The sequence below is a fragment of the Thioalkalivibrio sp. ALgr1 genome, assembly GCF_000378285.1.
In the GTDB taxonomy this organism is placed as follows: domain Bacteria; phylum Pseudomonadota; class Gammaproteobacteria; order Ectothiorhodospirales; family Ectothiorhodospiraceae; genus Thioalkalivibrio.
On sequence record NZ_KB905135.1, the window covers coordinates 208,162 to 234,172 of the forward strand.

At 66.4% G+C, this 26,011-nt stretch carries 28 protein-coding genes; 7 read left to right on the forward strand and 21 right to left on the reverse strand.

Annotated elements, in window-relative coordinates; genetic code table 11:
• Positions 1-17: 17 nt before the first annotated feature.
• The 18 genes from F466_RS0110420 to rpoE all read right to left on the reverse strand — a co-directional run bounded on the left by F466_RS0110420 (position 18) and on the right by rpoE (position 15,950).
• Entirely contained in the window at positions 18-1,313 is a 1,296-nt protein-coding gene (locus tag F466_RS0110420) for an adenylosuccinate synthase (protein ID WP_018138094.1), read from the reverse strand.
• 4 nt (positions 1,314-1,317) lie between these two features.
• Positions 1,318-2,502 carry an ATP phosphoribosyltransferase regulatory subunit gene (locus F466_RS0110425; RefSeq protein WP_018138093.1) on the reverse strand — a complete coding sequence of 395 codons (1,185 nt, stop codon included), beginning with the start codon at positions 2,500-2,502 and terminating at the stop codon, positions 1,318-1,320.
• A gap of 216 nt (positions 2,503-2,718) precedes the next feature.
• The gene (gene hflC, locus F466_RS0110430; RefSeq protein ID WP_018138092.1) at positions 2,719-3,603 is read right to left on the reverse strand and encodes a protease modulator HflC; all 885 of its coding nucleotides are present in this window, start codon (positions 3,601-3,603) and stop codon (positions 2,719-2,721) included.
• Positions 3,603-4,823, reverse strand: coding sequence for an FtsH protease activity modulator HflK (gene hflK / locus F466_RS0110435; RefSeq protein WP_038038384.1), 1,221 nt, complete (start codon positions 4,821-4,823; stop codon positions 3,603-3,605). Before hflK ends, hflC begins: the two co-directional genes overlap by 1 nt.
• Positions 4,824-4,947: 124 nt before the next feature.
• Positions 4,948-5,328 carry a holo-ACP synthase gene (acpS, locus tag F466_RS0110440; RefSeq protein ID WP_026182192.1) on the reverse strand — a complete coding sequence of 127 codons (381 nt, stop codon included), beginning with the start codon at positions 5,326-5,328 and terminating at the stop codon, positions 4,948-4,950.
• A gap of 7 nt (positions 5,329-5,335) precedes the next feature.
• On the reverse strand, positions 5,336-6,103 hold the full coding sequence (locus tag F466_RS0110445; RefSeq protein ID WP_018138089.1) for a pyridoxine 5'-phosphate synthase: 768 nt from the start codon (positions 6,101-6,103) through the stop codon (positions 5,336-5,338).
• A 46-nt stretch (positions 6,104-6,149) separates the two neighbouring features.
• Positions 6,150-6,809 carry a DNA repair protein RecO gene (locus tag F466_RS0110450; protein ID WP_018138088.1) on the reverse strand — a complete coding sequence of 220 codons (660 nt, stop codon included), beginning with the start codon at positions 6,807-6,809 and terminating at the stop codon, positions 6,150-6,152.
• Positions 6,810-6,825: 16 nt separating this feature from the next.
• Complete coding sequence (gene era / locus F466_RS0110455; RefSeq protein ID WP_018138087.1) at positions 6,826-7,701, reverse strand: GTPase Era; 876 nt, start codon at positions 7,699-7,701, stop codon at positions 6,826-6,828.
• Between the two features lie 41 nt (positions 7,702-7,742).
• Positions 7,743-8,453 carry a ribonuclease III gene (gene rnc, locus F466_RS0110460; RefSeq protein ID WP_018994078.1) on the reverse strand — a complete coding sequence of 237 codons (711 nt, stop codon included), beginning with the start codon at positions 8,451-8,453 and terminating at the stop codon, positions 7,743-7,745.
• A 15-nt stretch (positions 8,454-8,468) separates the two neighbouring features.
• Complete coding sequence (locus tag F466_RS0110465) at positions 8,469-8,825, reverse strand: DUF4845 domain-containing protein (RefSeq protein WP_017925696.1); 357 nt, start codon at positions 8,823-8,825, stop codon at positions 8,469-8,471.
• A 58-nt stretch (positions 8,826-8,883) separates the two neighbouring features.
• Positions 8,884-9,654 carry a signal peptidase I gene (gene lepB, locus F466_RS0110470; RefSeq protein WP_018138085.1) on the reverse strand — a complete coding sequence of 257 codons (771 nt, stop codon included), beginning with the start codon at positions 9,652-9,654 and terminating at the stop codon, positions 8,884-8,886.
• Positions 9,655-9,705: 51 nt separating this feature from the next.
• Complete coding sequence (gene lepA / locus F466_RS0110475) at positions 9,706-11,511, reverse strand: translation elongation factor 4 (RefSeq protein WP_018138084.1); 1,806 nt, start codon at positions 11,509-11,511, stop codon at positions 9,706-9,708.
• On the reverse strand, positions 11,508-11,747 hold the full coding sequence (locus F466_RS0110480; protein ID WP_026182191.1) for a glutaredoxin family protein: 240 nt from the start codon (positions 11,745-11,747) through the stop codon (positions 11,508-11,510). Before F466_RS0110480 ends, lepA begins: the two co-directional genes overlap by 4 nt.
• Positions 11,748-11,799: 52 nt before the next feature.
• Complete coding sequence (locus F466_RS0110485; RefSeq protein ID WP_018138082.1) at positions 11,800-13,218, reverse strand: DegQ family serine endoprotease; 1,419 nt, start codon at positions 13,216-13,218, stop codon at positions 11,800-11,802.
• Positions 13,219-13,306: 88 nt separating this feature from the next.
• Entirely contained in the window at positions 13,307-13,792 is a 486-nt protein-coding gene (locus F466_RS0110490; protein WP_018138081.1) for a SoxR reducing system RseC family protein, read from the reverse strand.
• A gap of 5 nt (positions 13,793-13,797) precedes the next feature.
• Complete coding sequence (locus tag F466_RS0110495) at positions 13,798-14,781, reverse strand: MucB/RseB C-terminal domain-containing protein (RefSeq protein WP_018175441.1); 984 nt, start codon at positions 14,779-14,781, stop codon at positions 13,798-13,800.
• Positions 14,782-14,787: 6 nt separating this feature from the next.
• Positions 14,788-15,357 carry a sigma-E factor negative regulatory protein gene (locus F466_RS0110500; RefSeq protein WP_018175440.1) on the reverse strand — a complete coding sequence of 190 codons (570 nt, stop codon included), beginning with the start codon at positions 15,355-15,357 and terminating at the stop codon, positions 14,788-14,790.
• Between the two features lie 11 nt (positions 15,358-15,368).
• Entirely contained in the window at positions 15,369-15,950 is a 582-nt protein-coding gene (rpoE, locus tag F466_RS0110505; RefSeq protein ID WP_018138078.1) for an RNA polymerase sigma factor RpoE, read from the reverse strand.
• Between the two features lie 144 nt (positions 15,951-16,094).
• On the opposite strand from rpoE, the gene nadB reads away from it, so the two are divergent.
• Positions 16,095-17,735, forward strand: a complete 1,641-nt coding sequence (nadB, locus tag F466_RS0110510) for an L-aspartate oxidase (protein WP_018138077.1) — start codon at positions 16,095-16,097, stop codon at positions 17,733-17,735.
• A gap of 143 nt (positions 17,736-17,878) precedes the next feature.
• Here the strand turns inward: nadB and F466_RS0110515 are convergent, their stop codons facing one another.
• The 3 genes from F466_RS0110515 to F466_RS0110525 form a co-directional block, all read right to left on the reverse strand.
• Complete coding sequence (locus tag F466_RS0110515) at positions 17,879-18,607, reverse strand: ferredoxin--NADP reductase (protein WP_018138076.1); 729 nt, start codon at positions 18,605-18,607, stop codon at positions 17,879-17,881.
• Positions 18,604-19,431 carry a nucleoside triphosphate pyrophosphohydrolase gene (mazG, locus tag F466_RS0110520; protein ID WP_018175438.1) on the reverse strand — a complete coding sequence of 276 codons (828 nt, stop codon included), beginning with the start codon at positions 19,429-19,431 and terminating at the stop codon, positions 18,604-18,606. The genes F466_RS0110515 and mazG overlap by 4 nt, the downstream gene beginning before the upstream one ends.
• Positions 19,432-19,527: 96 nt before the next feature.
• Complete coding sequence (locus tag F466_RS0110525) at positions 19,528-20,280, reverse strand: MBL fold metallo-hydrolase (protein WP_018138074.1); 753 nt, start codon at positions 20,278-20,280, stop codon at positions 19,528-19,530.
• Between the two features lie 230 nt (positions 20,281-20,510).
• On the opposite strand from F466_RS0110525, the gene F466_RS0110530 reads away from it, so the two are divergent.
• The 6 genes from F466_RS0110530 (at position 20,511) to lipA (ending at position 25,289) form a co-directional block, all read left to right on the forward strand.
• Positions 20,511-20,750, forward strand: a complete 240-nt coding sequence (locus F466_RS0110530) for a BolA family protein (protein WP_018138073.1) — start codon at positions 20,511-20,513, stop codon at positions 20,748-20,750.
• A gap of 15 nt (positions 20,751-20,765) precedes the next feature.
• A complete protein-coding gene (locus tag F466_RS0110535) occupies positions 20,766-21,170 on the forward strand; it encodes a hypothetical protein (RefSeq protein WP_018994079.1) in 405 nt (134 codons plus the stop codon).
• Positions 21,167-21,751, forward strand: a complete 585-nt coding sequence (locus F466_RS13745; protein WP_018175436.1) for a hypothetical protein — start codon at positions 21,167-21,169, stop codon at positions 21,749-21,751. Before F466_RS0110535 ends, F466_RS13745 begins: the two co-directional genes overlap by 4 nt.
• Before the next feature lie 95 nt (positions 21,752-21,846).
• Positions 21,847-23,058: an HDOD domain-containing protein gene (locus F466_RS0110545; RefSeq protein WP_026182190.1), complete on the forward strand. Its 1,212-nt coding sequence runs from the start codon at positions 21,847-21,849 to the stop codon at positions 23,056-23,058.
• A gap of 8 nt (positions 23,059-23,066) precedes the next feature.
• Positions 23,067-24,266 carry an HDOD domain-containing protein gene (locus F466_RS0110550; RefSeq protein ID WP_026182189.1) on the forward strand — a complete coding sequence of 400 codons (1,200 nt, stop codon included), beginning with the start codon at positions 23,067-23,069 and terminating at the stop codon, positions 24,264-24,266.
• A gap of 66 nt (positions 24,267-24,332) precedes the next feature.
• The gene (gene lipA / locus F466_RS0110555) at positions 24,333-25,289 is read left to right on the forward strand and encodes a lipoyl synthase (protein ID WP_018138068.1); all 957 of its coding nucleotides are present in this window, start codon (positions 24,333-24,335) and stop codon (positions 25,287-25,289) included.
• The last annotated feature ends 722 nt before the right edge of the window (positions 25,290-26,011 follow it).

The window sequence follows — 26,011 nt, forward strand, 5'->3', positions numbered from 1 at the left end:
TCCCAAACGCGCCTGGATCAGCAATCGAACGGGTCGCGCAGCACAAGCGTCTCGTCGCGATCCGGCCCGGTGGAGATCATGTCGATCGGGACACCCACCACCTCGGACAGGCGCTCCAGATAGGCTCGCGCCGCGGCCGGCAGCTTTTCGTATTCGCGAATCCCCACGGTGGATTCCTGCCACCCCGGCATCTCCTCGTAGATCGGCTTGCAGGCCGCATAGGCCTCGGCTCCGGACGGCGGTACCTCGTGGCGTTTGCCGCCACAGTCATAGCCGACACAGATCTGCACGCTCTCCAGCCCGTCCAGCACATCCAGCTTGGTCATGCACAGGCCGCTGATGCTGTTGATCGCGACCGCGCGCTTGAGCGCGACCGCATCGAACCAGCCACAGCGCCGTGCGCGCCCAGTGGTGGAACCGAATTCGTTGCCGCGGGTGGCCAGGTGCTCGCCCATGTTATCGAACAGCTCGGTCGGAAACGGGCCGGCCCCGACACGGGTGGTGTAGGCCTTGGTGATCCCCAGCACGTAGTCGATATCGCGCGGACCGACACCGGAGCCCGTCGAGGCGCCCCCGGCGGTGGTATTGGACGAGGTGACGAACGGGTAGGTCCCGTGGTCGATGTCCAGCAGGGTGCCCTGTGCCCCCTCGAACATCACGTCCCGGCCCTGGGCCCGCAACTCGTGCAGTCGCCCGGCGACATCCGCGACCATCGGCTGCAGGCGCTCGGCGTGCGCCAGGCACTGTTCCAGCACCTCCTGCTGGTCGATCGTGGGGGCCTTGAAATAATGCTTCAATGCGAAGTTGTGATAGTCCATCACCTCGCCCAGCTTGGCGGCCAGACGCTCGCGGTGGAACAGGTCGTCCAGGCGCAGGCCGCGACGCGCGACCTTGTCCTCGTAGGCGGGGCCGATCCCGCGCCCGGTGGTCCCGATCGCAGCCTTGCCGCGCGCCTTCTCGCGCGCATGGTCCAGCGCCACGTGATAGGGCAGGATCAACTGGCAGGCGTCCGACAGCCGCAGGCGGTCGGCAACCGGCACGCCCTTGGCCTCGAGCTCTTCCATCTCGGTAATCAGCGCCTCGGGCGAAAGCACCACCCCGTTGCCGATCATGCATTCCACGCCTTCGCGCAGGATCCCCGACGGGATCAGGTGCAGCACGGTCTTCTCGCCATCAATCACCAGGGTATGCCCGGCATTGTGCCCACCCTGAAAACGGACAACAGCGGCTGCGTCCTCGGTCAGGCGGTCGACGATCTTGCCCTTGCCCTCGTCACCCCACTGACTGCCCAGTACGACTACGAAACGTCCCATCGGCTCAGTACTCCACTACCGTCCAGGCCCCGTCGCGCAGCTCCAGGCGCGCATCGGCGGGGGGTTCATTGGTTTGCCCTTCCAGATCGCGCACCACGCGATTACCGCGCGCACGCAGGTCGGCGATTGCGGCCTCCATGGCCACGTCACCCGAGGCCGGCGCGCGCACCGTACGACGCGGCACCGGCGGCGCCACCTCGGCGCGGCGCAGCAACTCGCGCAGATCGGTGCTGAAGCCGGTCGCGGCGCGCGCCCGGCCAAAGACGCGACCAATATCGTTGTAGCGCCCGCCGCGTGCAATTGCCTGCCCGGAGCCTGGCACGAACACCGCGAACACCAGGCCCGTGTGATAGGCATAGCCGCGTAACTCGCCGAGATCAACGTGGAGGTCCACGTTCGGCTGTGTCGCCTCCAGACGTTCCGCCACCGCCTGCAGGTGATCCAGGGCCGCCTCGACCTCGGCCGGCGCACCGGCCAGGGCCTCACGCGCCGCGGCAATGACACCGGCGTCACCATTGAGATCCACCAGAGCGCGCAACCGCCGGCAGACAGCCGCATCCATGCCTTCCGTCTCCCATGCCTCGAGGGTCCCCTCGATCTCGGGGACGCTTTTGCGCTGCAACTGGTCGAAGAAGGCCTCTTCGCGCGCGTTGTCCAGACCGGCCTCGCGCGCCAGCGCGCGATAGATACCGACATGACCCAGATCCATGCTGGGCTGATAGACCCCGCAAACCTCCAGTGTGGCGAGCATCAGGCGGATGATCTCAAGGTCGGAATCCAGACCATCATGGCCGAACAACTCGGCCCCGGCCTGCAGGGGACTGCGCGATCCGGACCACTCGTCCGCACGCGTACGCAGCGTACTGCCGACATAACAGAGGCGGTTGGGGCCTTCGACCTTCAGGCGATGGGCGTCGATGCGTGCCACCTGTGGGGTCAGGTCCGCGCGCACCCCCATCAGCCGACCGTTCATCTGGTCGGTTAGCTTGAAGGTCTGCAAATCCAGCGCATGGCCCGCGCCCACCAGCAAGGACTCCAGGTATTCCGCCAGCGGCGGCATTACCAGGTCATAGCCCCAGGTATCGAACTGGTCCAGCACCCGACGGCGCAGTCCTTCCAGGCGCCGCGCGGCGTCCGGCAGCGCCTCGTCGAGGCCATCCGGCAGTAGCCAGCGGTTGATCTCGGTCATCTCGTCCCTGCCCTTGTCCTAGGGAAACACTGATCAATGTCCACGCTCGCACTCAAGGCGCTTTTGCGTCCGGCGAGTGTGTACATTGATCAGTGTTTCCCTTGTGTCACCCAATGCGCGCCGGCCGGGTCCCGGCATGACTCGGGCCCGGAAGACCGGGCCCGAGTCAAACGGTCACCGCGCACCGGACACCTGCGATGGCGCCCGGCCCCGGTGTTACTGGGTCGGCAGCGGCGCCGGCCGCTCCCCGCCCGGCGCGTTGAAGAACTGGAAGAACTCGGAGTTCGGCTCCAGGATAAAGGTGCTCTTCTCGCCGCTCATGCTGTTGCGGTAGGCGATCAGGCTTCGATAGAAGCGGAAGAACTCCTCGTCCTCGCCGAACGAGCGGCCCAGCGTCTCGGTGGCACGCGCATCACCGGCACCCCGGATCTCCTCGGAGTCGCGATAGGCGTTGGCGAGGATGACCGTGCGGTCACGGTCGGCGCGCGAGCGGATGCGCTCGGCCTCCTCCTGGCCACGGGCACGGAAGTCCTGCGCCACGCGCTCACGCTCGGCACGCATACGTTCGTACACCGACTCGGAGACCTCGTCGGGCAGATCCATCCGGCGTACGCGCACGTCGACCAGGTCAATCCCCAGCTCCAGCGCCGTCTCCAGCGCGGTCTGCCGTACCGCCCCCATGATCGCCAGGCGCTCGCCGGCGACGACTTCCTGCAACTCGAAGCGTGCGAACTCGTTACGCATGCCGTCGCGCAGGATCTGGGCCAGACGCTCCTCGGCCAGCCGCTCGTCACCGCGGGTAGCGCGGTAGAACTGACCAATATCATCGATACGCCACTTGGCGTAGAAGTCGACGATGATGTTCTTCGCCTCGGAGGTCAGGAACCGATCCGGCGGGATGTTCAGCGTCATGATCCGGGCATCGAACTTCTCGACGTTCTGGATCAGCGGAAACTTGAAATGCAGACCAGGCTCGGGATCGACCTGACGGATCTCCCCCAGGGCAAACTTGATCACGCGCTCGCGCTCATCGACGGTGTAGGTCGACAGCGCCACCACGATCCCGATGACAACAACGGCGATACCGGCTATGCGTAGCATTAGCGCACCTCCCGCGAGCGCTGGGCCGCCGGATCACGGCTACCCAGTCGATTGACACCTGACCCAGGAGTGGCACCGAGGCCACCGCGGCTGGTATCGATGGGTTGCGGGGTCGGCGTATCACCCGAGTTGGATCGGGTACCGGTACCACGGAACAGCTGATCCAGCGGCAGCATCATCAGGTTGTTGCTGCTGCCCACGTCGAGCATGACCTTGCGCGAATCCTCGAGCACGGCCTCGACGGCCTCCAGATACAGACGGTCGCGGGTCACTTCCGGGTACTGCTGGTATTCCACCAGCAACTGATCGAAGCGCGCAGCATCACCGTCGGCCTGCGCAATGACCTGATCACGATAGGCCTCGGCCTCCTCGATGATACGCGCCGCCTGACCACGGGCCCGCGGGATCACGCCGTTGGCGTAGGCCTCGGCCTCGTTGCGGAAGCGAACCTCGTCCTCGCGGGCGCGGATCGCGTCGGCAAAGGCCTCCTGGACCGGCTCGGGCGGCTGGGCCTGCTGCATGGACACGGCGGTAACCGTAACCCCGGCCCCGTAGGAATCCAGATTCTCCTGCATCACCACACGCGCCGACGAGGCAATCTCCCCACGCCCTTCGCCGAGGATGAAGTCCAGGTTGGAACGCCCGACACGTTCGCGGATCGCGGATTCCATTACGTGATTCACAGTGGAGTCCGGGTTGCGCACGTTGAAGAGGAAATCGACCAGATCGAGGATGCGGTACTGCACCGCGATATCGATATCGATGATGTTCTCGTCTCCGGTCAGCATCAACGCGCGGTGCTCGATGGTTCGCACGTTATCGACGTTGACGATCTCGACCCGCTCGATCGGATAGGGCAGATGCCAGCCGGGACCCGGGTTCTTCACTTCCTGGAAGGCGCCAAAGCGCAGCACAACACCGCGCTCGCCCTCGGAGATGATATGGAAGCCGGAGGCCAGCCAGACGACCAGAGCGATGATCAGCCCGAGACTGACCAGGGCCTGGGTACCACGGCCCATGCCACCACCGGAGGAACCCCCGGAGCCACTGTCGCCACCACCGCCGAAGATTCCATTCAGCTGGCGCGACAGCTTGCGCATCATTTCTTCCAGATCGGGAGGCTGGTTGCCCCCGCCGCCACCGCTACCACCACCGCGCTGGCCACCGCCGCCCCCACTCCAGGGGTCGCGGTTACTATTTCCCGGTTCGTTCCAGGGCATGGACTGGACTCCGTCACTCGCTCAGGGCTGGCACCATCCGTTCACCCGACACGGATGGGCATAAGGGGCCATATTCTAGGGAGCCGGTCCCACCCGGGCAACCACGACCGGAGGGAAAAGCGGGTTACTCACCACCCTCGAGGACCACAAAGGCCTGGGCATACTCGCGCTCGTCGCTAATACTGAGGTGAATGGCGCTCACCCCAAGGCGTTCGGCGGTCGCCCGTGCGCGGCCTTCCAGCACGAATTCGGGGCGCCCGCGGGCATCATGGGTCACCCCGGCTTCGGCCAGCCCCATGTCGGCCCCGACCCCACATCCCAGCGCCTTGGCGAGGGCCTCCTTGGCCGCAAAGCGCCGGGCGAGAAATCCCGCCGGATGCTCCGACGGCAGGTCGGCGTGCTCGACCGGATGCAGGATACGCTCGGCCAGCCGCCGGCCATGGCGCTCCCACATGCCCTGCATGCGCGCCACCTGGACGAGGTCGGTGCCGATCCCGAGGATCATGCGGCGATCACACCGGGTACTGGCCGACTGGCAGGCCAGCGCGGGCGGCATCCATCAACCCGCGCATGTGGCTGACTGCCTCCGGCAACCCCGTAAACAACGCCCGGGCCACGATGGAGTGGCCGATATTCAGCTCGTGAAAGACCGGATTCGCGGCGATCGGACGTACATTGTCGTAGTCGAGCCCATGACCGGCGTTGATCACCAGCCCCATGGCCTGACCGGCAGTGGCGGCCTGGTTGATCCCGGCCAGCAAACGTTCGCGCTCGGCTGCATCACGGGCATTGGCATAGGCGCCCGTATGCAGCTCCACCACCGGAGCGCCAATCTTGACCGCCGCCTCCATCTGGCGAACATCCGGCTCCACGAACAGCGAGACCTCGATCCCGGCCGCGGTCAGCGGGGCCACGAAATCACGCAGCCGCTCCAGCTGCCCGGCCGCATCCAGCCCGCCCTCGGTGGTCAGTTCCTCGCGCTTTTCCGGCACGATGCAGCAAGCCTCGGGGAGCAGCTTCAAGGCGATCGCCTGCATGCCCTCGGTGGCGGCCATCTCGAGGTTCATCGGCACCGTAAGCCGCGGCTTGATCCCGAAGACATCGTCATCCTGGATATGGCGGCGATCCTCGCGCAGGTGCAGGGTGATCGAATCCGCGCCGCTGGCCTCGGCCAGGCGTACCGCCTGCATCAGGTCAGGATACGGCGTGTGGCGGGCCTGGCGAATCGTGGCGATGTGGTCGAGGTTGACCCCCAGCTTGAGCGGTGCGGGATGCGACATGGTACGTGTGGCCTTGTATGGGCTTGAATGCGTGTCAGGGCCGGGGCTACAGCAGCGCTCGCGTGCGCAGCACGCGGCCGGCCAGGTGATGGTCAATCAGGGCGCGCATGAAGTCACGCGCCGGACGGGCATGATTATCGGGGACCGGCTGCCCCGAAGCGAGCGCCCACAGGGCCTCCCCGGCGATGGCACCCGCGCGCCCCGGTGCCGTGGGCTCCAGGCCCATCTCGGGCTCGTACCGATACCAGGCCGCCGGATCAAGCTCGGCGGCATCGACATGCTCGAGCCCGGAATCGATCGGCAGCAGCAGCGCCCACTCGGCGCGGCGCAACACCACGTCCGCGCGCTCCCGGGCCGCCAGCCGCGCGTAGGCCGTCAGCAGGGCCGGCAACGCCTCGGGGATCGGCGCGTCACGCGGATAGAGACGCAACACCAGCTCATTCAGATACAAACCGCAGACCAACGCCCGCCCGGTCAACGGAAAGACCCGCTGCTGCTCCGCCACCTGCAGCGTGGGAAGCTCGCCACGGCCGCGCCAGGCCAGATCCAGTAGCACAAAGGGCTGTACCGACCCCGCCTTGCCACGCACCACCGCCGCCACACGCCCGGCCTCGCCCGTCAGCAGTTCCAGCACGCGGCTGTTCTCGCGCAGTGCCCGCGCATGCAGCACCACACCCTGGGTGACGGCCGTCGCCGCGCCACTCATGCGCGCCGCGGCGCCTTCACCGGGGTTCTTCGATGCCCAGCTCGCGCAGGGCGCGGGGATTCCGGGTCCAGTCCGCCTCGACACGTACCGTCAGGCGCAGCATGACCTTCCGCCCCAGCAGCTCTTCCAGCTGCAGACGCGCCGCCTGCCCGATCCGCTTCAGGCGCTGTCCACCCTTGCCGATCACGATCCCCTTCTGGCTGTCGCGCTCGACCATGATGACGGCATCGATATGCGTCGTCCGCGGCTCGTCGGACCACTGCTCCACGCGCACCGCCACCGAGTACGGGACCTCCTGCCCCAGGCTCTCCAGCAGGGACTCGCGGATCATCTCCTCGGCGCGGAAGCGCTCCGGGCGATCGGACAGCTGCTCGGGGTCGTAGAGGAAGGGCCCCGCGGGCAGGTGGCCGCGGATCTCGTCGATCAGGCCCGCGACGTTGGAGCCCGTCTTCGCCGACAGAGGGACAACACCTGCATACGGCATCGCCTCCATGCGCGCCGCGATAAACGGCAGCAGTTCTTCTTTTTCCCGCGCCCGATCGACCTTGTTGATCACCAGCAGCGCCGGCCGCTCGGACTGGCGAATCAGCTGCTCGATGCGCTCGTCGCCCTCGCCAAAGCGTCCCGCCTCGACCAGGAAACACACCAGATCCGCGTCGGCCAGGGCCTGACTGGCCGTGCGGTTCAGCACCCGGTTCACCAGACGCGTGCGCTCGGTATCGATCCCCGGGGTGTCCATCAGCACGATCTGGTCGTTCCCCTCGGTCACGATGCCGAGGATGCGATTGCGCGTGGTGTGGGGACGCCGCGTCGTGGCTGCGAGCTTCTCGCCCACCAGGCGGTTCATCAGCGTAGTCTTGCCAACATTCGGGCGGCCGACCAGCGCGACCATACCGCACCGCGTTCCGGACTCGGAAGTGCTATCCATGCCGTTCACTGCTCCTGTGCCTGCTGCTGCAACCGCTGCAGCGCGGCCTCGGCCGCGGCCTGCTCCGCGCGGCGCCGAGAGGAGCCCTCGCCCTGCTGCCCCCAGCCCTGAGTAGGCAGGTGTACGAAGACGGTGAAGCGGCGCTGGTGATCGGGGCCAACCACCTCCAGCACTTCGTAAACGGGCAGTTCCGCATTGCGACCCTGCAATTGTTCCTGCAAACGGGTCTTCGGGTCCTTCAGGGATTCGGCGGAGGGCAGATTCCCTAGGCGCTCGGCATAAAGTGCCAGGGTGAAGTCGCGCGCAGCCTGCATGCCGGCCTCGCGGTAGGTCACGCCAATCAGGGCCTCGACCGCGTCGGCGAGGATGGAATCGCGCCGCTGGCCGCCGCTCTTGCGTTCGCCCTGGCCGAGATTGAGCGTGCCTTCCAGTCCCGACTCTCGCGCCAGGGCCGCCAGCGATTCGCGGTTGACCAGCGCCGCGCGCAGGCGCGTGAGATCCCCTTCTGGCGCGTCCGGCAGCTGCTCGTACAGGGCATCGGCGATGACCAGACCCAGGACCGCATCGCCCAGAAACTCCAGGCGCTCGTTGTTGCGCCCGCCGGCACTGCGATGGGTCAGGGCCTGGCGGACGCCATCGCCCTCGCGCACCGCCTCCGGCAGCAGATCGCGAAAATCGCGACTCGCACTCGATCGTTGAAGGTTACGGTCCGACAATCCCACAGCGTTTCCCTAGGGCGCCAGGGTTTCGCTACGCGAGAAACGCGCGACCACGTCGACGTTCCCCAGGAACTCGCGGCGGACTTCGTATTCCAGATGCATCTGCCGGCGATCGCCCTCCTCGGTCACCGAGAAGTCGTCCTCCTCGATCCCGTCGTACACCGAGTTGATCTGGAAGCGGCGGTTCATCTCGCGCCACAGCTCGCGCTCGCTTTTCTCGGCCGCACCGGGCTGGGTCGCCACGTCCTGCATGATCGAGCGCACCGTCAGGTACTGGGTGTACTGCGTACCCATCTTGATCACGAAGGTCCCGACCAGCAGCGCCAGCAGGATCAATGCCATCACCGTCAGGGCACCCGCCCCGCGCATGGAATGTCTGGAATGCCGCATCGCCCTACCCCTGGTTGCCTGCGCCCGCGAAACAGGCCTAGCGAATCGCCTGGCCAATCCGGGAAAAGTCCCTGTGCCCTTCATTGTAATCCCAATGCAGCCAGATAAAGAGGGCACGCCCCACCAGCAGATCCTCGGAGACGAACCCCCAGGTCCGGCTGTCGTTCGAGTTGTCGCGATTGTCGCCGACCATGAAATAGTGGCCGTCGGGGACCGTCACCGAGCCATCCAGGCTCGGGCGTTCCTCGCGCATCAGCGTCGTGTAGGTGCGCCCGTCGAGGGTCTCTTCGTACAGTGAGGCACCGGACATCATCTCCCCGGACCCCTCGCCCTCGAAGGTACCCACGCGCTCGGCCGACTGTGCCTCGCCGTTGACGTACAGCACGCGATCGCGGAACTCGATGGTATCCCCCGGCAGCCCAATCACTCGCTTGATGTAGTCCTCTTGCGGGTTGCGCGGATACTTGAACACCACGACCTCGCCACGCTCGGGCTCGCCCATATCGAAGACCTTGGTACGCGTAACCGGCAGGCGAATCCCGTAGGAAAACTTGTTCACCATGATGAAGTCGCCCACCAGCAGGGTCGGCATCATGGAGCCCGACGGGATGCGGAACGGCTCGGCCACGAACGAGCGTAGCACCAGCACAATCAGCAGCACCGGGAAGAACGAACGCGAATAGTCCACGAACCACGGCATGCGCGCCTGACGCTCGGGGCTCAGCCGCCGCCGCAGGAGCACCCAGCCCAGCCAGATCAGGCCCGTTGCGGCCGTGGCCAGTACCAGGATCAGTTCCAGATTCGCCATGTATTGTCCTCGATCACCGCCTTGCGGCGTGCCCGCTCCGACCCGGGCGCGTTATTTGTCGTCGCCGACCGACAGCACCGCCAGGAAGGCCTCCTGCGGCACATCTACCTTGCCAATCGACTTCATGCGTTTCTTGCCGGCCTTCTGCTTCTCCAGCAGCTTGCGCTTGCGCGAGACGTCGCCGCCGTAGCACTTGGCCAGCACATTCTTGCGCATCGCCTTGACCGTGGATCGCGCGATAATCTTCGAGCCGATCGCCGCCTGGATCGCCACCTCGTACATCTGCCGCGGGATGATCTTGGCCATGCGCTCGGTCAGCTCGCGACCGCGCGACTCCGCATGGTCACGATGCACGATCCCGGACAAGGCATCCACCCGCTCGCCGTTGATCAGGATATCCACGCGCACCAGCGGCGCCGCCTGGAAGCGCCGCGGCTGGTAGTCGAACGAGGCGTAGCCACGGGTTGCGGACTTCAGCCGGTCGAAGAAGTCCAGCATCACCTCGGACATCGGCAGCTCGTAGGACAACTGCACCTGACGCCCCAGGTATTGCATCTTGGTCTGCACCCCGCGCTTCTCGATGCACAGGGTGATCACCGCGCCGACGTAGTCCTGCGGCACGAGGATGTTCGCCTCGATAATCGGCTCGCGGATCTCGGCAATCTCGTTGCTCGGCGGCAGCCCGGATGGGTTGTGCACCATCACCACCTCGCCGTCGCTCTTTTCCACCTCGTAGACCACCGTGGGCGCGGTGGTAATCAGGTCAAGGTCGTACTCGCGCTCCAGGCGCTCCTGCACGATTTCCATGTGCAGCATGCCGAGGAAGCCGCAGCGAAAACCAAACCCCAGCGCCTGCGAGGTCTCCGGCTCGAAGGACAATGCGGCATCGTTCAGGCGCAGCTTGTCCAGCGCCTCGCGCAGGTCGTTGAAGTCATCCGCGCTGACCGGGAACAGGCCGGCGAACACCCGCGGCTGGACCTCCTGGAAGCCCGGCACCGGCTCGGAGGCCGGGTTGTTGAAGTCGGTGAAGGTGTCGCCCACCTTGGCCCCGGAGATGTCCTTGATGGTCGCGATCAGGTAGCCAACCTCGCCGACCTCAAGGGTCTCGCGGTCCACCGGCTTCGGCGTGAACACCCCGACCCGGCTGACCTCGTGGGCGCGCCCGACCGACATCGCCTTGATCTTCTGCCCCGCGTAGAAGCGCCCGGCCTTCACCCGCACCAGCGCGACCACGCCCAGGTAGTTGTCGTACCAGGAGTCGATCACCAGCGCCTTGGGCGAGGCCTCGGCGTCCCCCTCCGGCGGCGGGATGCGGCGCACGATCTCCTCCAGCAGCTCGGCAATCCCCTCGCCGGTCTTCGCGGAGACCCGCACGGCGTCGGTGGCCTCGATGCCGATCACATCCTCGATCTCGGCCGCCACCCGATCCGGCTCGGCCGCCGGCAGGTCGATCTTGTTAAGCACCGGGACGACCTCGAGCCCCTGATCGATCGCGGTGTAGCAGTTGGCCACACTCTGCGCCTCCACACCCTGGGAGGCATCGACCACCAGCAGTGCGCCCTCGCAGGCATACAGCGAACGCGAGACCTCATAGGAGAAGTCCACATGCCCCGGGGTATCGATGAAATTCAGCTGGTAACGCTGTCCGTCCTGGGCGTCGTAGAACAGTGAGACGCTCTGCGCCTTGATGGTGATCCCGCGCTCGCGCTCCAGGTCCATCGAGTCCAGCACCTGCTCGGACATCTCGCGCTCGGTCAGGCCATGGCAGCCCTGGATCAGGCGGTCGGCCAGCGTGGACTTGCCGTGGTCGATATGCGCGATGATGGAAAAATTGCGGGTCAGGCGAGTTTCGGTCATGCAGGGGCCAGTAGGTCCAGCAGTGCCTTTCGGTCGAGGAAATGGCAGCAAAGAATGTCGCCGTCGACCGCAAGCACCGGGACCTTCGCGTTGAAACGCACGCGCAGGTCCCGGTCCTCGTCGATGTCGACGATCTCGAGGGCGAAAGTATAACGACTTTTGAGGGCCGAAAGCTCCGCGAGCATCTGCTCGCAAAGCCCGCAGCCTTCGCGGTGATACAGCGTCAAAGTACGCATCATGATCGCTGCCGCCGCCCGGGCGCACAACGCCCGGGCCAGGGCACGACCATCATTCGGACGGGATGCGCAGGGCGATAAAGGTCGGGTTGCCGTCGCGCTGGATCAGGACCGGCACCGTACGCCCGGTGCCGGCCGCCTCGATCTGCTCTTCCAGCTCTTCCAGCGAATCCACCGAGTGGCGACCGAACTGCACAATCACGTCGCCTGGCCGAATGCCGGAGGAACGGGCCGGATTACCCGTCACCTCCGTAACCACCAGCCCGCCGTCCAGCCCGAGCTCGTCGGCCTCGGCGGCATCCAGCGGCTCCAGGTGCATCCCGAGCAGGCTTTGCGGCTCGGCACGCTCCTCCTGCTCCGGCTGGCGACCGCCGCGTTCCGCCGCCACATCGTCCGGCAGGCGTTCGATCTCGACCGTCAGGGTCCTGGTCTCCTCGCCGCGACGAATCTCCACCTCGGCCTCGGTACCGACCGGTGTACGTCCCACGATCGGCGGCAGCGCGGAGGAGTTCGGGACCTCGATCCCATTGAACTTGAGGATCACATCTCCCGTCTCGAAGCCGGCCTTCTCCGCCGGGCTGTCCGACTGCACACGGGCGACCAGGGCGCCGCTGGGCTTGTCCATGCCAAACGACTCGGCCAGATCGCGCGTAACCTCTTGGATCAGCACGCCCAGCCAGCCCCGCGTGACCTCGCCGTGCTCGCGCAGCTGCTTGACCACGTCCTCGACCATCTCGATCGGGACTGCGAATGACAGCCCCATGAAGCCACCGGTACGGCTGTAGATCTGGGCATTAATCCCCACGACCTTGCCGTCCAGGTTCAGCAGCGGGCCACCCGAGTTCCCGGGGTTGATCGCGACATCGGTCTGGATGAACGGGACGTAATTCTCGGTCGGGAGGTTGCGCCCCTTGGCGCTGACGATCCCGGCCGTCACGGAGTGATCGAAGCCGAACGGCGAGCCGATCGCCAGCACCCACTCGCCGACCTTGAGGTCGTCCGAGGAACCCAGCTCCAGCGTCGGCAGGTCATCGGCATCGATCTTCAGCAGGGCCACGTCGCTTTGCGGGTCCTTGCCGACCACCTCGGCGTCGAACACGCGCCGGTCGGAGAGATGCACGACGACCTCGGAGGCCCCCTCCACAACGTGATTCGCCGTGATGATGTAGCCATCCTCGGTGTAGATGAAGCCGGACCCCAGCGAGCTGCGCTCCGGCATCCGGCCTTCGCCGCCCTCGCCTCGTCCGCCACCTGGGGGGGCGCCGAAGAAGCGTTCGAACAGGTCCTCGAACGGGGAGCCCTCGAAATCGGGGTGTCCGCCCGTCTGGCCACCCTCACGCTCACGCGTGGTGGAGATATTGACCACCGCGGGGCTGTGCTCCTCCGCCAGCGGGACAAAATCCGGCAGCATGCGCGCCGAAGCCGGCAGGGAGAAGGCAAACAGGATCAGCCCCAGCAGGGCCCATTGCATCGGTCGCGTCATGATTGAACCCGCTCTTGCTCGTGCGTTCATGCTCTAGAAAATTCGTACCGGGACAAGTTCCCGGCGATTGCCTGCATTATTCGATCGGACGCGGACGGCCCTGCGCCCGGACCACACCGGCGTCGGGCTCGCGGCGCAGGAATACCGGCGCCAGATCCGGTGCGCGGTGGCGCATCCAGTACCGAACCCCGCCGAGCCCCAGCACGAAACCCGCCGCACCGGCCAGCATCAGCCAGCCCTCGCCCAGCAGCGGCCAGGCCAGCATCAGCAGCCCCGGCACGGCGACCAGGCCCAGCAGTGGCAGCAGATACATCGCCAGGGCCCCCGAGACCAGGGCCTGGTCGCGAATCCCGATGATCACACGATCGCCGGCGCGGAGCTGACCCGGGTGGCCGATGGTCACCTCCACGGCCTTTCGCCCCAGCACCTCGGACAGCACACCGCTACCGCAGCCGGTGCGGGCCGAACAGCTTCCGCAGGTGGACTGGCGCTCGATGCGCACGCGCGCGCTGTGCGCCTCGGCCGCGAGCACGACACCTTGTTCCTCGATCCAGTGCCCCACCGGCCTTACTCGCCCGCGGCGCCTTGGTAATAGACCGCGTCCAGCACCTGCTGGACCGTAATATGGGGGACATCGCCGACCGCCGTGACCTGATGTCCGGCCATCACCCGTGCAGCGGCATGCGTGGCGCCGGCACGGGTTGTACCCTCGAAACTCTTCTCGCCATCCGCCGGCTCTACATAGACCGACACCGAGGCCAGACCATCACTCAGCACGAAGTGGCGCGAGACCTCGTCCCCGTTACCCAGCGAGCGCTCCGTGGCGGCGACTGCCTGAAAGCCAGGGGGGAGTTCACCAAACTTCCAGCCACCCAGGCCATTGTCGTCGTCCCACTGGGGCTTCTTGTGGCCGCGATCGGCGCGCACCTCGATGTGCTCGGCCTGATCGGTCGTCGGCTCGAGTTCGCTCTCGGCGATCTCGTCACTCAACTCCAGATCGGTGAAGGCAAGCCGTTCCAGCAGCTTGCCCTTGGGATCGTACAGCTCGCTCAGGAGCGGCAGGGCGCTGTCCATATGGAGACAGTAGCGATGGCTGTAGCGCAGGGCATCCCGCGCGCGCGCCATAATCAGGGTGCATGGATAACCGGCCACGCGGTCCAGGCCCTGGATCTTCAGCGCATAGAGGTCATGTGTTTCCAACAGGGAGACCGGCGCGCCGGCAGGGCCCAACGGTGACTGCGCCCCGTCTCCCGAGGCACCGCGCGCGCCCTTGATTGCACTCAGGCGATCCACCGAGCGCAGGATCTCGCGTTCGGCGCCAGTCAGGGTCTCGAGGCGTTCTCGGTAACCGCCATCATCGGCGACATGTACCACACGGATGGTATCGATGCGGTCATCGCGCTGCAGCACGAAGGTGCCTTGATAGCTCTCCGCATGCAGGCTTGTCGTCATGCGCTCAAGCCATTCCGACGGCGAGACCTCGTCCGCCAGCACCTGCGCCGGAAGGCAGAGCGCGGTTGCGGCCAGAACGAGCGGCAGCCCACGCCACATGACGTATTACTCGTCGCTGACCGAGTAGCGTACGCGTCCCAAGGCCGAAGAGCCCGGGCCGGTCAGTTCGGCATGATTTTCGAGGTAGCGGGCAAACCGCGGATCCAGGGACTCGCCAACTTCCGCCTGTGCGGGATCTTCGGCACCGGCGCGGGAGCTGGCCGTCTGCACGTCGCCCGTAGCCGCCGGGGTACCGCTTTCCACGGCCACCGGGGTCGCATCCTGACCGGGTTGATCCCCCAGCATCTGCATACCCACCAGCGTGACCATCGCCACGGCCGCGGCCACTCCGGTGCCGGCGACGGGCTTCAGCCAGCGCGGCGATTCGCGCCGGGGCACACCCTGCAGGGCGGGTTCGTCCGCCAGGGCCGTGCGGATGTCATCCATGAAATGTGCGGGGGCCGTGTTGCGCAGCCCGCCGCGGAGACTGTCACCGATCAGGTGATAGCGTTCCCACTGATTGCGATCCTCTTCGGACTTGACCAGCTCGTCGATCAGGCGCCGCGTCTCGAAGTCATCCGTTTCTCCGTCTACGAGGGCGGATAGACGTTCATTCTTGGTGACTTGTTCTTTCATGGTGCTTCTCGTCATTCTTCGTCTAACAAAGGACGCAAGGTCCGGTCGATGGCCTCGCGGGCCCTGAAGATGCGCGACCGTACGGTACCGATCGGACATCCCATCGTCTGCGCGATTTCTTCGTAACTCAGTCCCTCGATTTCGCGCAGCGTAATCGCCATGCGAAGGTCGTCGGGCAGTTTCTCGATGGTGCGCTGCACCGCGCCTTCTATCTCCTCGGACAAGAGCTCCCCCTCCGGGGTTGCATTGTCCTTGAGAGCGGAGTCACCGCTCATCTGTTCCGCGTCCTGTGCGTCGACTTCGGCCTCCGGCCGCCGCCGTCCCTGGGAAACCAGGTAGTTCTTGGCCGTATTGATCGCGATGCGGTAGAGCCAGGTGTAGAACGCACTCTCGCCGCGAAAGTTCGCCAGTCCCCGGTACGCCTTGATAAAGGCCTCCTGGGACACATCCTGGGCGGCAGCCTGATCATGCACGTAGCGCCCGACCAGGTTGATAATCTTGTGCTGATACTTCAGCACCAGGATGTCGAAAGCCGCCTTGTCGCCGGTTTGTACGCGTTTGACCAGAGCCTCGTCGGAAGCCTTCTCGCTCATGCGGGGGCTCCCGCCAGGGCACCGGTCTCCGGTAATCTATGAAGCATGGACCGCCTGACTCGCATTAAGTTCGCTTTCCGCACAACACTGTTGCGAAAGGGCCACGATTTGCTCGGGCAACAAGCGCAGCACGTTACCTGAGCCATGGGAACAGTACAACAACCTCGCCTGGCCGACGTACTGGTCATCGGGAGCGGCGCAGCGGGGCTCTCCGCTGCCCTGCATCTGGCCCCGCATCGCCGCGTCACCGTAATCAGCAAGGGTCCAGTGGACGAGGGCTCGACCCGCTATGCGCAGGGCGGGATCTCCGCCGTTCTCGACCGCGCCGACTCGTTCGATGCCCATATCGCCGACACCCTGGATGCGGGGGCCGACCTGTGCGATCCGGACGCGGTCCGGCGCACCGTGGCCGCCGGCCCCGAGGCAATCCAGTGGCTGCTGAACCTCGGCGTGCCGTTCACCCGCGAGGCCCTGGAGGGGCGCAGCCGCCTGCACCTGACCCGCGAGGGGGGGCACAGCGCCCGGCGCGTCGCCCATGCCGCCGATGCGACCGGCCGCGCAATCGAGGATGCCCTCGTGAAGAGCGCCTCCGGGCAGGCCAGCATCGAGGTCTTCGAGCGCCACGTGGCAGTGGATCTGATCACCCAGCCCGTGGACGGAACCCGGCGCGTGGTCGGCGCCTATGTGCAGGACGCCAAGACCCGCGAGGTGGAAACCATCCTCGCCCCGACCGTGATCCTGGCGACCGGCGGCGCGAGCAAGGTCTACCTCTACAGCTCCAACCCCGACGGCGCCACCGGCGACGGGATCGCGATAGCGTGGCGTGCCGGCTGTCGCATCGCGAACATGGAGTTCATGCAGTTCCACCCGACCTGCCTGTTCCATCCGCGCGCCAAGTCGTTCCTGATCTCCGAGGCGGTGCGTGGCGAGGGCGGTCTGCTGCTGCTCCCCAACGGCGAGCGCTTCATGCCGCGCTTCGACAAGCGTGCGGAATTGGCCCCGCGTGACATCGTCGCCCGCGCGGTCGACCACGAGATGAAGCGTCTCGGCCTGGATCACGTGAACCTGGACATCAGCCACAAGCCGGCAGAGTTCATCCGCGAGCACTTCCCCACGATCTATGAGCGCTGCCTGGAGTTCGGCTTCGACATGACCCGCGAGCCGCTGCCGGTGGTGCCGGCCGCGCACTACACCTGTGGCGGGGTGATGGTGAACCACTTTGGCCAGACCGATCTGCCCGGCCTGTACGCGGCCGGCGAGGTCTCCTATACCGGCCTGCACGGGGCCAACCGCATGGCCAGCAATTCCTTGCTGGAGTGCCTGGTCTATGCCCGCGCGGCCGCCGAGCACATCCTCTCGCAGACCGACCTGCCCGCGCCGGAGCAGCTCGCGGCACCGCCCGCCTGGGACGAGTCACGGGTCACGGAATCCGAGGAGGAGGTCGTGGTCGCCCACGACTGGGATGAACTGCGCCGCCTGATGTGGGACTACGTCGGCATTGTGCGAACCCGCGAGCGCCTGCACCGCGCCGAGCGCCGCATCCGCATCCTGCAGGAAGAGATCCACGAGTATTACAGCCATTTCCGCATCTCGCCGGACCTGCTCGAGCTGCGCAACCTGGCCATGGTCGCGGAGATCATCGTGACCAGCGCCCTGTCCCGCAAGGAAAGCCGCGGGCTGCACTTTATTCGCGACTACCCCGAGACCGACCCGGCCCTGGACGGCCAGCCGACGATCCTGGCACCGGACAACGCCCTGCGCCCCGGCGACCGCCGCCGGCCGTAACCTGCCTCCCCGTCATTGCGAGGAACCTCGCGACGAAGCAAGCGGTATCCGCTAGCCAGCAAACCCCAAAGCGACGTCCAGCTCCGGGCGGTTGCCGCGTCGCCTGCGGCTCCTCGCAATAACGGGGGGCAAGCGCGGCGGCGCTACCACCACTTCTCGTACTTGAGCTGCGCCTCGGGGATTCCCCACTCGGCCAGAAGCGTGGCCATATCCTCGATGAACTCGCGCGAACCGCAGAAGTAGAACAGGGCGTCGCGCGGCAGGTTCAGGGACTCCAGCAGCTCGTGGCTGATGCGCCCGGTGTGGCCCAGCCAGTCCTCAGCCTCGCGCGTCACTGTCAGCGTTACGTCGATGTTCTCGGCCTTGGCCAGGTGCGCCAGCTCGTCGGGGAACAGCATCTCGTCCTGGTGAGCGACGCTGTAGACGAGATGGGCGTAGACGTCCGGCATGCCGTCATTGACCGCACGCAGGATGCTGAACAGCGGCGTGACCCCGATCCCCGCGCCCAGCAGCACGACGTTCCGCGCCATACCCGGCTCGAAGAAGAAGCTGCCCTGGCCGGGGGTGATGTAGACCGTATCTCCCTCGCGTGCGGTGGAGTGCAGGTAGTGCGTGGCGTGATGGTGATCGGCGTACTTGATTGCGAGCTGCAGCCGCCCGTCATCGCGCGGCGCGGAGACCACCGAATACCCCCCGACAAACGGCTTGCCGGCGGCCTGCGGGATCACCAGATCCAGCCACTGCCCGGCCTTGCTGGCAAAGCGCGCCGGGTCGGCCGACAGAGTAAAGACCTTGATCAGCGGCGTAACCTGTTCGATCGCCTCGATCCGGGCCGGCATGAAGTGTTCGGGCAGTTCAACGGCGTGTGTCATTTGGGGTCCGTGTTGGTGTCGCGTTCACGCCGCCGGGCCTCCTGGTAGAGAGCCTCCTGGGCGTCGAAATCCAGTTGTTCCAAGGCCTGCCCCTGCGCGCGGGCCAGGGCCTCCATGGTACGAAAGCGCGCCTCGAACTTGCGCGTGGTGCCACGCAGCGCACCCTCCGGTTCCACTCCCAGATGACGCGCCCAGTTGGTCACGGCAAACAGCAGGTCGCCGATCTCCTCGGCCACGCGCTCGGGATCGGCGTCGCTGGCCAGCTCCTCGCGGACCTCGTCCAGTTCCTCGTGGATCTTCTCCAGCACCGGGGCCGGGTCGCCCCAGTCGAAGCCCAGCCGGGCCGCGCGGCGCTGGGTCTTGGCGGCACGGGCCAGGGCCGGCATCGCCAGCGGGATGTCGTCCATCGCGCTGTGGTGGTCGCGCGCGGCGCGCTCCTCGGCCTTGGCCGATTCCCAGGCGGCCTCGCGGGCGGCATCATCCGAGTATTCGGCATCGGCGAATACATGCGGGTGGCGCCGCACCAGCTTGTCGCCGATCGCACGTGCGATGTCATCGAGGTCGAAACGCCCCGCCTCCTCCGCGATCCGCGCCTGGAAGACCACCTGAAACAGGAGATCGCCCAGTTCGTCGCGCAGCTCGCGACTGGCCGCCTCGCGGCCATCGTCGCGAGCGATCGCATCGGCCAGCTCGAAGGCCTCCTCCAGTGTGTGGGGCACGATAGTTTGAGCGGTCTGCGCCCGGTCCCAGGCACAACCCTGCTCGGGATCACGCAGGCGCGCCATGATCGCGCGCAGGCGATCCACGGGATTGGTGTCCGTCATGACGGTGGAGTGTAAGGGGTCCCGGTGGGCGGGCAAAACCGTCCGCCACACTCCGATGCCAGTGTCGGGGCCGCGTGATCGGCCCCGACACCTCGATCAGCCCTGCTGATCCGGTTCGCAGAGGCGCTTTTTCTCGTCCGGCAGGTTGTCCGGGCAGATCCCGCAGCCCTCGTTGCCGGGCAGCGCCCAGTCGATCTTCTTCGGATACGGCAGGTCCATCTCCTCCATGATCTTGACGAACTCGGCCTCGGGCTTGTTCTTGCCCAGACGCGGGTTGCGCATCTTCTCCTGCCCGATGGTGGTGATCTGGCGCTCTTCGTAGTCGTGGCACGGATATACCAGCGTCTCGTCTGGCAGGGTGAAGAACTTGTCATGGATCGACCGGTACAGGGTCTTGGCGTCACCCGACTGGAAGTCGGTGCGGCCACAGGCCTCGATCAGCAGGGCGTCCCCGGAGAACAACATCTTCAGGCCGACGTGATCCATCAGATAGGCATGATGGGAATCGGTATGCCCCGGGGTATAGAGGGGATTGATCACCAGATTCCCCACCTGGAAGGGCTCGCCCTCGCGCAGGCCGACGTCGCGACAGGGCAGCTCGTCCAGCGCCGGGCCGGCCAGCTGGCAGCCCGTCCGCTCGCGCAGCATCTTGCCGCCGGTGATGTGGTCGGCGTGGATGTGCGTCTCGATCGCGTAGTCGAGGCTCAGCCCCATCTCCTGCAGCACCCGCAGATCGCGGTCCACGGTCTCGATCACCGGATCGATCAGCGCGGTCTTGCCCGTGTCCGGGCAGCTCAGCAGATAGGTGTAGGTGGACGATTCTTCCTCGAACAGCTGCTTGAAAATCATGCGGTGTCCTCCAGGGCCATATGGGCCTGTCCGTTATATCAGTATTTACTAATACTAACCGGTAGTCGCTGCCGGCACCAAGCCAGTGTGCGTACCGCGACTATCTCCCGTTCGGAACCCCACCACTACCACGAGTTCCCGGAGCCGGGCCACCTCGCCCTTCTGTAGCGCCACGCCACTGGCTATCATGCGGCCTCTGCCGACATACACATCGACATCAAGGACTCACCATGGAAGCCAATCAAGTGGCCGAACTCATCCGCGCCGGCCTGCCGGAGGCCGAGAAGGTCGAGGTGACCGGGGGCGAGGGCAAATTCGAGGCCCTGGTCGTCAGCCCGCAGTTCGCCGGAATGAACAAGGTCAAGAAGCACCAGACCGTCTACGCCACCGTGCGCGACCAGATCGACTCCGGCGAGGTCCACGCGCTGTCCATCCGCGCCCTGACGCCGGAAGAGGCCGCAAGCGCCTAGGCACGGCGAGCGGTAATGCTTTCACCCAAGGGCCGCGAGGAGATCGAGCGCCTGCTGGAGGGCGGCCTGGTCCACGACTGGGGCGAGGCCGAGACGACTCTGCGCAATGTCACGCGCATGCTGCTGACCACGCGCCCGGACCTGCTACGTCTGTACTTCAGCCCCGAGGCCTGGGGCCAGATCACCGCCTGGCCGCAAAAAAAGGCTGCCAACGCAATCATCGCCGCATTGCGCACCGGCGTGGTCGACGCCCTCGGGCGACCGGCCATCGCCAACCGCGAGCAGGCCCGCTTCTACCTCCTGTGCTTTCAGGATGACCTCGCCGAACGGGTGGATGCCTGGTGCCGCAAGCACCCGGAGGAATGCCCGCGCCGCAGCCGCGCCCAGACCCAGGCCCTGCCCGGCAACTCCGACCCATGACCTCAACCGTTCTCGAATGCGGCGATGCCACCATCGAAACCCCACTACGCGACCTGCTCGAACGCTACGGGCTACAACTGGTAATGCATCCGCCCGGTGCCGCACTGCCCGGGACCTGGTGGGGCGAGCCCGAGGCGGGGATCATCGGGTTGGCCGTGCATGTACGCCCGGACACCCCGCTGCACTCGGCGCTGCACGAGGCCGGCCATCTGATCTGCATGGAACCCGAACGCCGCGCGGCCCTGCATACCAATGCCGGAGGCGACGACCTGGAGGAATGCGGGGTGTGCTATCTGCAGATCCTGCTCGCCGATGCCCTGCCCGGGGTCGGGCGCAACCGGCTGATGCAGGACATGGACGCCTGGGGCTACAGCTTCCGCCTGGGATCGACCGCGCGCTGGTTCGAGGGGGACGCCGACGATGCACGGGCCTTTCTGCGCGCCGAGGGCCTGATCGACTCGCACGAGCGTCCTTCCTTCGCCTGCCGCGGGGGCCTTGAGCCTGCGCGGGATGCTACACTGAGACCCACGTCACAAGACGCAACGCTCCCGCAAAATGTCCGGCCAGATCCGGGGCGGTGATTGCGCGGCCGGGCACCGCGGGCCGGGGGCACACGAACCCACTGGCGCCCCGCCCGGACCAGGGAATGATCGAAACACAGGCAACGGAATCGCTCATGGACACGACGACCATCGACAGTCTGCTCCAGGAAATGGACCTCACCGCGCACCTGTCGGAATCCGCCCGCGCGGAACTGGCCCAGGCATGCGCGAGCCCGGAGCTGCCCGCTGGCAAGCGGCTGCGGCCCAAGGACGTCGCGGACCGGCACCTGTTTCTGCTGAGCGGCCAACTGGTACGCGTCAGCGGCGGCACCCCTTCGCGCATTACCGTCAGCGATGGCAACAGCGAGCCGCCCCTGCAGATGTTCGACGGCGGGGCCGGCCAGCACGATTTCATCATCACCGAAAAGCCCTGCCGCATGCTGGAGGTGCCCACAGGGGCGCTGGAGCAGGCCCACAGTGCCTCGCTGGTAATGCACGACACCGAGCTGGATGACACGGAAGGCGCCTTTTTCGGCGAGCTGTACGACTTGATCACCAGCAATCGTCTGGAGCTGCCGACCATGCCCGAGGTCGCCCTGCGCATCCAGGAGCTGACCAAGGATCCAGACGCGGACATCGACAAGCTGACCGATGTCATCCAGCGCGACGGGACCATCGCCGGGGCCTTGTTGCACGCCACGAACAGCCCGCTGTTCCGCGGCTCGCAGCAGATCCAGTCGGTACGGGACGCGGTCACGCGCCTGGGCTTTCGCAATACCCGCATGCTGGCCATGAACATGGCTATGCGACAGGCCTTCAAGGCCCGTCATGCGGCTACACGCGAGGCGATGGAGGCGGTCTGGCAGCACGGGGTACTGCAATCGGCCTATGCCTATCTGGTGGCCGACTCCCTGAAGCTGCTGGACCGTGAGCGCGCGTTGCTCGCCGGCCTGGTGGCCGGCATCGGGGCCGTCCCGATCATCCAGTTCATCGAGGTACGCGAGGACCACCCGGAGCCCGAGCGGGTGGCCCGTCTGGTTCGCCGCCTGCGCAATCTGGCCGGCGTACTGGTTATCAACTACTGGGACCTGGGCGGAGACCTGGTCAATGTCGCGGAGCACAGCAGCGACTGGGGCTACCGGCCGGCGGAACCCGACTATGCCAGCATCGCGCTGGTCGCCCAGTACGCCGCGCTGCAGGCCGAGGGCAAGGAACTGCCGGCCCCGTCCGAGGTCAAGGCTTTCGAACTCCTGGGCATCGATGCCCCCGCCCCCGGGGAACCGATCGCCTTCCTGGAGGCCCGGGCCGCCGACCTGGCGGAATTGCAAAAACTCTTTGATATGTAGAGGTGTCGGTGATCGAGGAACGTCTTCCACAACTGGTCCCGTTCGCCGACCTCGGCGAGCGTGCGCGCCACAAGCTCCTCCAGCACGCCAGCACCCTGGACATCAAGCCCGGCCTGAAGCTGCATGCGCGTGACGAATGGCGCCACCTGATCTTTCTCCTTGAAGGCCGGGTAATCCTGTCTGACGACGGCCAGTCGGTCATCCTCAAGGGCGGCAGCCCGGAATCCCTGAACCCACTGTTCAACGAACGCGATTACCACAGCCACGCGATCGCGGCGAGTAGCGGGCGTATCGCCCTGTTCGACCGCAAGGTCTACGAAAACCTGATCGATGGCGCGCGCGAAGGTGTGGAGGTCAGCGAGATCGAGCTGTCCGACCTTGAGGGCGAGCTGTTCACCAGCATCTACACCCGCGCCTTCTCCGGCGAACTGCAACTGCCGCAATTGCCGGAAGTGGCACTGCACCTGCAGGCGGCGCTGAAGGACCCGGACGTCGATATCGAGCGCGTCACCCGCATCATCGAGGAAGACCCCAGCGTCGCCGCACGCCTGCTGTCGGTGGCCAACAGCCCGGCGATGGGGAGCCAGCGCGAGGTCTCGCGACTGGCCGATGCGGTCTCCCGTCTCGGCCTCGAACGGACCCGGCAACTGGTGATGGCGCTCGCTGCGCACCAGGTCTTCATTCGGCGCGACAGCCCCTACCACGGCCTGCTGGAACGCCTGTGGCGGCGTTCGGCCCGCGTCGCGGCCATCAGCTGCGTACTGGCGGACCAGAGCGAGGCAGTCGATCCGCAAAAGGCTCTGCTGGCCGGGCTGCTGCATCGGGTCGGTGCATTGCCCATCATCGGCGAGGTCGCCCGCAGCCACCCCGACCGCAGTGCCGAGGACATCGAGCGCATCCTCTATCGCCTGGAAGGCCTGATCGGCGAACTGGTTGCTCAACAGTGGGGCCTGGCTTCCGATATCATGGCGGCCATTCGCGATTCCGGTGGCCCGGAAACCGCTACGGCAGCACCCCTGACCGACATCGTGCGCATCGCTCGCAGCGCCTGCACGCGCGATGGCGACGACGCCCTGGCGGACCGGACGCCACTGGCCAAGTTGAACGCCGTGGCACGATTCGGCTTTGTGCTCGACGACGACGGCCAGCTGCCGGCAATCGACACGGCCCGCCGCGAGATTGACGCGCTGATCCGCGAGGTCGCCTGACCCCGATCGCGCCGCTATCGCCCCCTGATCGGGCGGAGCGACCGCAACCCATTCAGGGAAGACCCTATGACCACTCGAACACGACCCCAACCTGGCGAAAAACAACGCGCCGCCGACAAGGTCGCGCGCATCCCGGTCAAGATCAGCCCGACCGAGCAGCCGCAGCGCAAACCGAAGTGGATCCGCGCCCAGAGCCAGGCTCGGCCCGAGGTGCAGCGTATCAAGCGCATCCTGCGCAACCAGAAGCTGCACACCGTCTGCGAAGAGGCGAGCTGCCCGAACCTGGGCGAATGCTTCGCCCACGGCACCGCCACCTTCATGATCATGGGTGACATCTGCACCCGCCGCTGCCCGTTCTGCGATGTCGCCCACGGCCGCCCCGAGGCCCTCGACCCCGACGAGCCCCGCCACCTGGCGGAGACCATCCAGGCGCTGGGCCTGAAGTACGTGGTCATCACCTCGGTGGATCGCGACGACCTCCGTGACGGTGGCGCCGGCCACTTCGTGGACTGCATCCGCGAGGTCCGCACGCTGAATCCGAACACGAAGATCGAGATCCTGGTGCCCGACTTCCGCGGCCGCATGGACCGGGCGCTGGAGATCATGCACCAGGCCCCGCCGGACGTCTTCAACCACAATCTCGAGACGATCCCGCGGCTTTACCGCGAGGCGCGTCCCGGCGCCGACTATCAATGGTCGCTGGAGCTGCTGAAGCGTTTCCGCGAACAGCACCCCGGGGTGCCGACCAAGTCCGGTCTGATGCTCGGGCTCGGCGAGACCCGCGAGGAGCTGCTGGAGGTCCTGGCGGACCTGCGCGAACACGGCTGCGACATGCTGACCCTGGGGCAGTACCTGCAGCCCTCGCGCCATCATCTTCCGGTCACGCGCTTCCTGGCACCGGAGGAGTTCGACGACCTCGGCGAGGCCGCACGCGAAATGGGCTTCAAGCAGGTGGCCAGCGGTCCCATGGTGCGCTCCTCCTACCACGCCGACCTCCAGGCCCAGGGCCTCGAAACAGCCTGACTCGCCCTGCCGTCCCCTGCCGCCGGGGCGGCGCCCCGCGCCCTCAGGCGGGGCCTGGTTCGACCTTGGGTGTTTACGGTAGCTCCGGCCTGCCGCCTGCCTGCGCTCACTCGCGAGCGCGCCGCGAGGTACTTCTTTGCTCGTGCAAAGAAGTACCCAAGAAACACGCCCGGGATTCGCCCGGGAACCTTGCTCCGGACGCGCCAGGCCGGCGGCGCTGAAACTCGCTGCGCCTTTGGCTTCGCTCAGACAGTCAGCGCCCCGTGTCTATTTTGAATCGTCCGCCCTGTCACGCCCTCCACAAGGGGCTCATATCGGGAGGGAAGGTCAAAACGGGCGGTGTTCCCGCACCTGTCCTAATTCCCGCGCTGTAGGGTGCGTTGAGCGCAGCGAAACGCACCATGCCAACGTCGGGGCAACCCTGATGCGATTCGCTGCGCTCATCGGCATCCTACGATGGGTCTGGCGCCCGCTTGCGGGCGCGGCACGCCAAGGCCGCAGGCCGCGCGTGCCCGGATGTCGGAATACCCAGCCTCCATCCATTGGCACGAACGTCAGAACCGCCGTTGTCTTGACCTTCATCCCCCCGTATGAAGCCCCTTGCGGAAGGGTCCTCGGGACGGACGATTCAAAATAGAAACGGGGGCGCTGACTGTCTGAGCGGAGCCGAAGGCGTAGCGAGTTTCAGCGCCGCCGGCCCGAGGGCCCTGGAGCAAGGTCCC

Coding starts and splice junctions, on each gene's coding strand:
- F466_RS0110420 (WP_018138094.1), bottom strand. CDS start 1,313: ATGGGACGTTTCGTAGTCGTACTGGGCAGTCAGTGGGGTGACGAGGGC.
- F466_RS0110425 (WP_018138093.1), bottom strand. CDS start 2,502: ATGACCGAGATCAACCGCTGGCTACTGCCGGATGGCCTCGACGAGGCG.
- hflC (WP_018138092.1), bottom strand. CDS start 3,603: ATGCTACGCATAGCCGGTATCGCCGTTGTTGTCATCGGGATCGTGGTG.
- hflK (WP_038038384.1), bottom strand. CDS start 4,823: ATGCCCTGGAACGAACCGGGAAATAGTAACCGCGACCCCTGGAGTGGG.
- acpS (WP_026182192.1), bottom strand. CDS start 5,328: ATGATCCTCGGGATCGGCACCGACCTCGTCCAGGTGGCGCGCATGCAG.
- F466_RS0110445 (WP_018138089.1), bottom strand. CDS start 6,103: ATGTCGCATCCCGCACCGCTCAAGCTGGGGGTCAACCTCGACCACATC.
- F466_RS0110450 (WP_018138088.1), bottom strand. CDS start 6,809: ATGAGTGGCGCGGCGACGGCCGTCACCCAGGGTGTGGTGCTGCATGCG.
- era (WP_018138087.1), bottom strand. CDS start 7,701: ATGGTCGCGCTGGTCGGCCGCCCGAATGTTGGCAAGACTACGCTGATG.
- F466_RS0110465 (WP_017925696.1), bottom strand. CDS start 8,825: ATGCGCGGGGCGGGTGCCCTGACGGTGATGGCATTGATCCTGCTGGCG.
- lepB (WP_018138085.1), bottom strand. CDS start 9,654: ATGGCGAATCTGGAACTGATCCTGGTACTGGCCACGGCCGCAACGGGC.
- lepA (WP_018138084.1), bottom strand. CDS start 11,511: ATGACCGAAACTCGCCTGACCCGCAATTTTTCCATCATCGCGCATATC.
- F466_RS0110480 (WP_026182191.1), bottom strand. CDS start 11,747: ATGCGTACTTTGACGCTGTATCACCGCGAAGGCTGCGGGCTTTGCGAG.
- F466_RS0110485 (WP_018138082.1), bottom strand. CDS start 13,218: ATGCAATGGGCCCTGCTGGGGCTGATCCTGTTTGCCTTCTCCCTGCCG.
- F466_RS0110495 (WP_018175441.1), bottom strand. CDS start 14,781: ATGTGGCGTGGGCTGCCGCTCGTTCTGGCCGCAACCGCGCTCTGCCTT.
- F466_RS0110500 (WP_018175440.1), bottom strand. CDS start 15,357: ATGAAAGAACAAGTCACCAAGAATGAACGTCTATCCGCCCTCGTAGAC.
- rpoE (WP_018138078.1), bottom strand. CDS start 15,950: ATGAGCGAGAAGGCTTCCGACGAGGCTCTGGTCAAACGCGTACAAACC.
- nadB (WP_018138077.1), top strand. CDS start 16,095: ATGGGAACAGTACAACAACCTCGCCTGGCCGACGTACTGGTCATCGGG.
- F466_RS0110515 (WP_018138076.1), bottom strand. CDS start 18,607: ATGACACACGCCGTTGAACTGCCCGAACACTTCATGCCGGCCCGGATC.
- mazG (WP_018175438.1), bottom strand. CDS start 19,431: ATGACGGACACCAATCCCGTGGATCGCCTGCGCGCGATCATGGCGCGC.
- F466_RS0110525 (WP_018138074.1), bottom strand. CDS start 20,280: ATGATTTTCAAGCAGCTGTTCGAGGAAGAATCGTCCACCTACACCTAT.
- F466_RS0110530 (WP_018138073.1), top strand. CDS start 20,511: ATGGAAGCCAATCAAGTGGCCGAACTCATCCGCGCCGGCCTGCCGGAG.
- F466_RS0110535 (WP_018994079.1), top strand. CDS start 20,766: ATGCTTTCACCCAAGGGCCGCGAGGAGATCGAGCGCCTGCTGGAGGGC.
- F466_RS13745 (WP_018175436.1), top strand. CDS start 21,167: ATGACCTCAACCGTTCTCGAATGCGGCGATGCCACCATCGAAACCCCA.
- F466_RS0110545 (WP_026182190.1), top strand. CDS start 21,847: ATGGACACGACGACCATCGACAGTCTGCTCCAGGAAATGGACCTCACC.
- lipA (WP_018138068.1), top strand. CDS start 24,333: ATGACCACTCGAACACGACCCCAACCTGGCGAAAAACAACGCGCCGCC.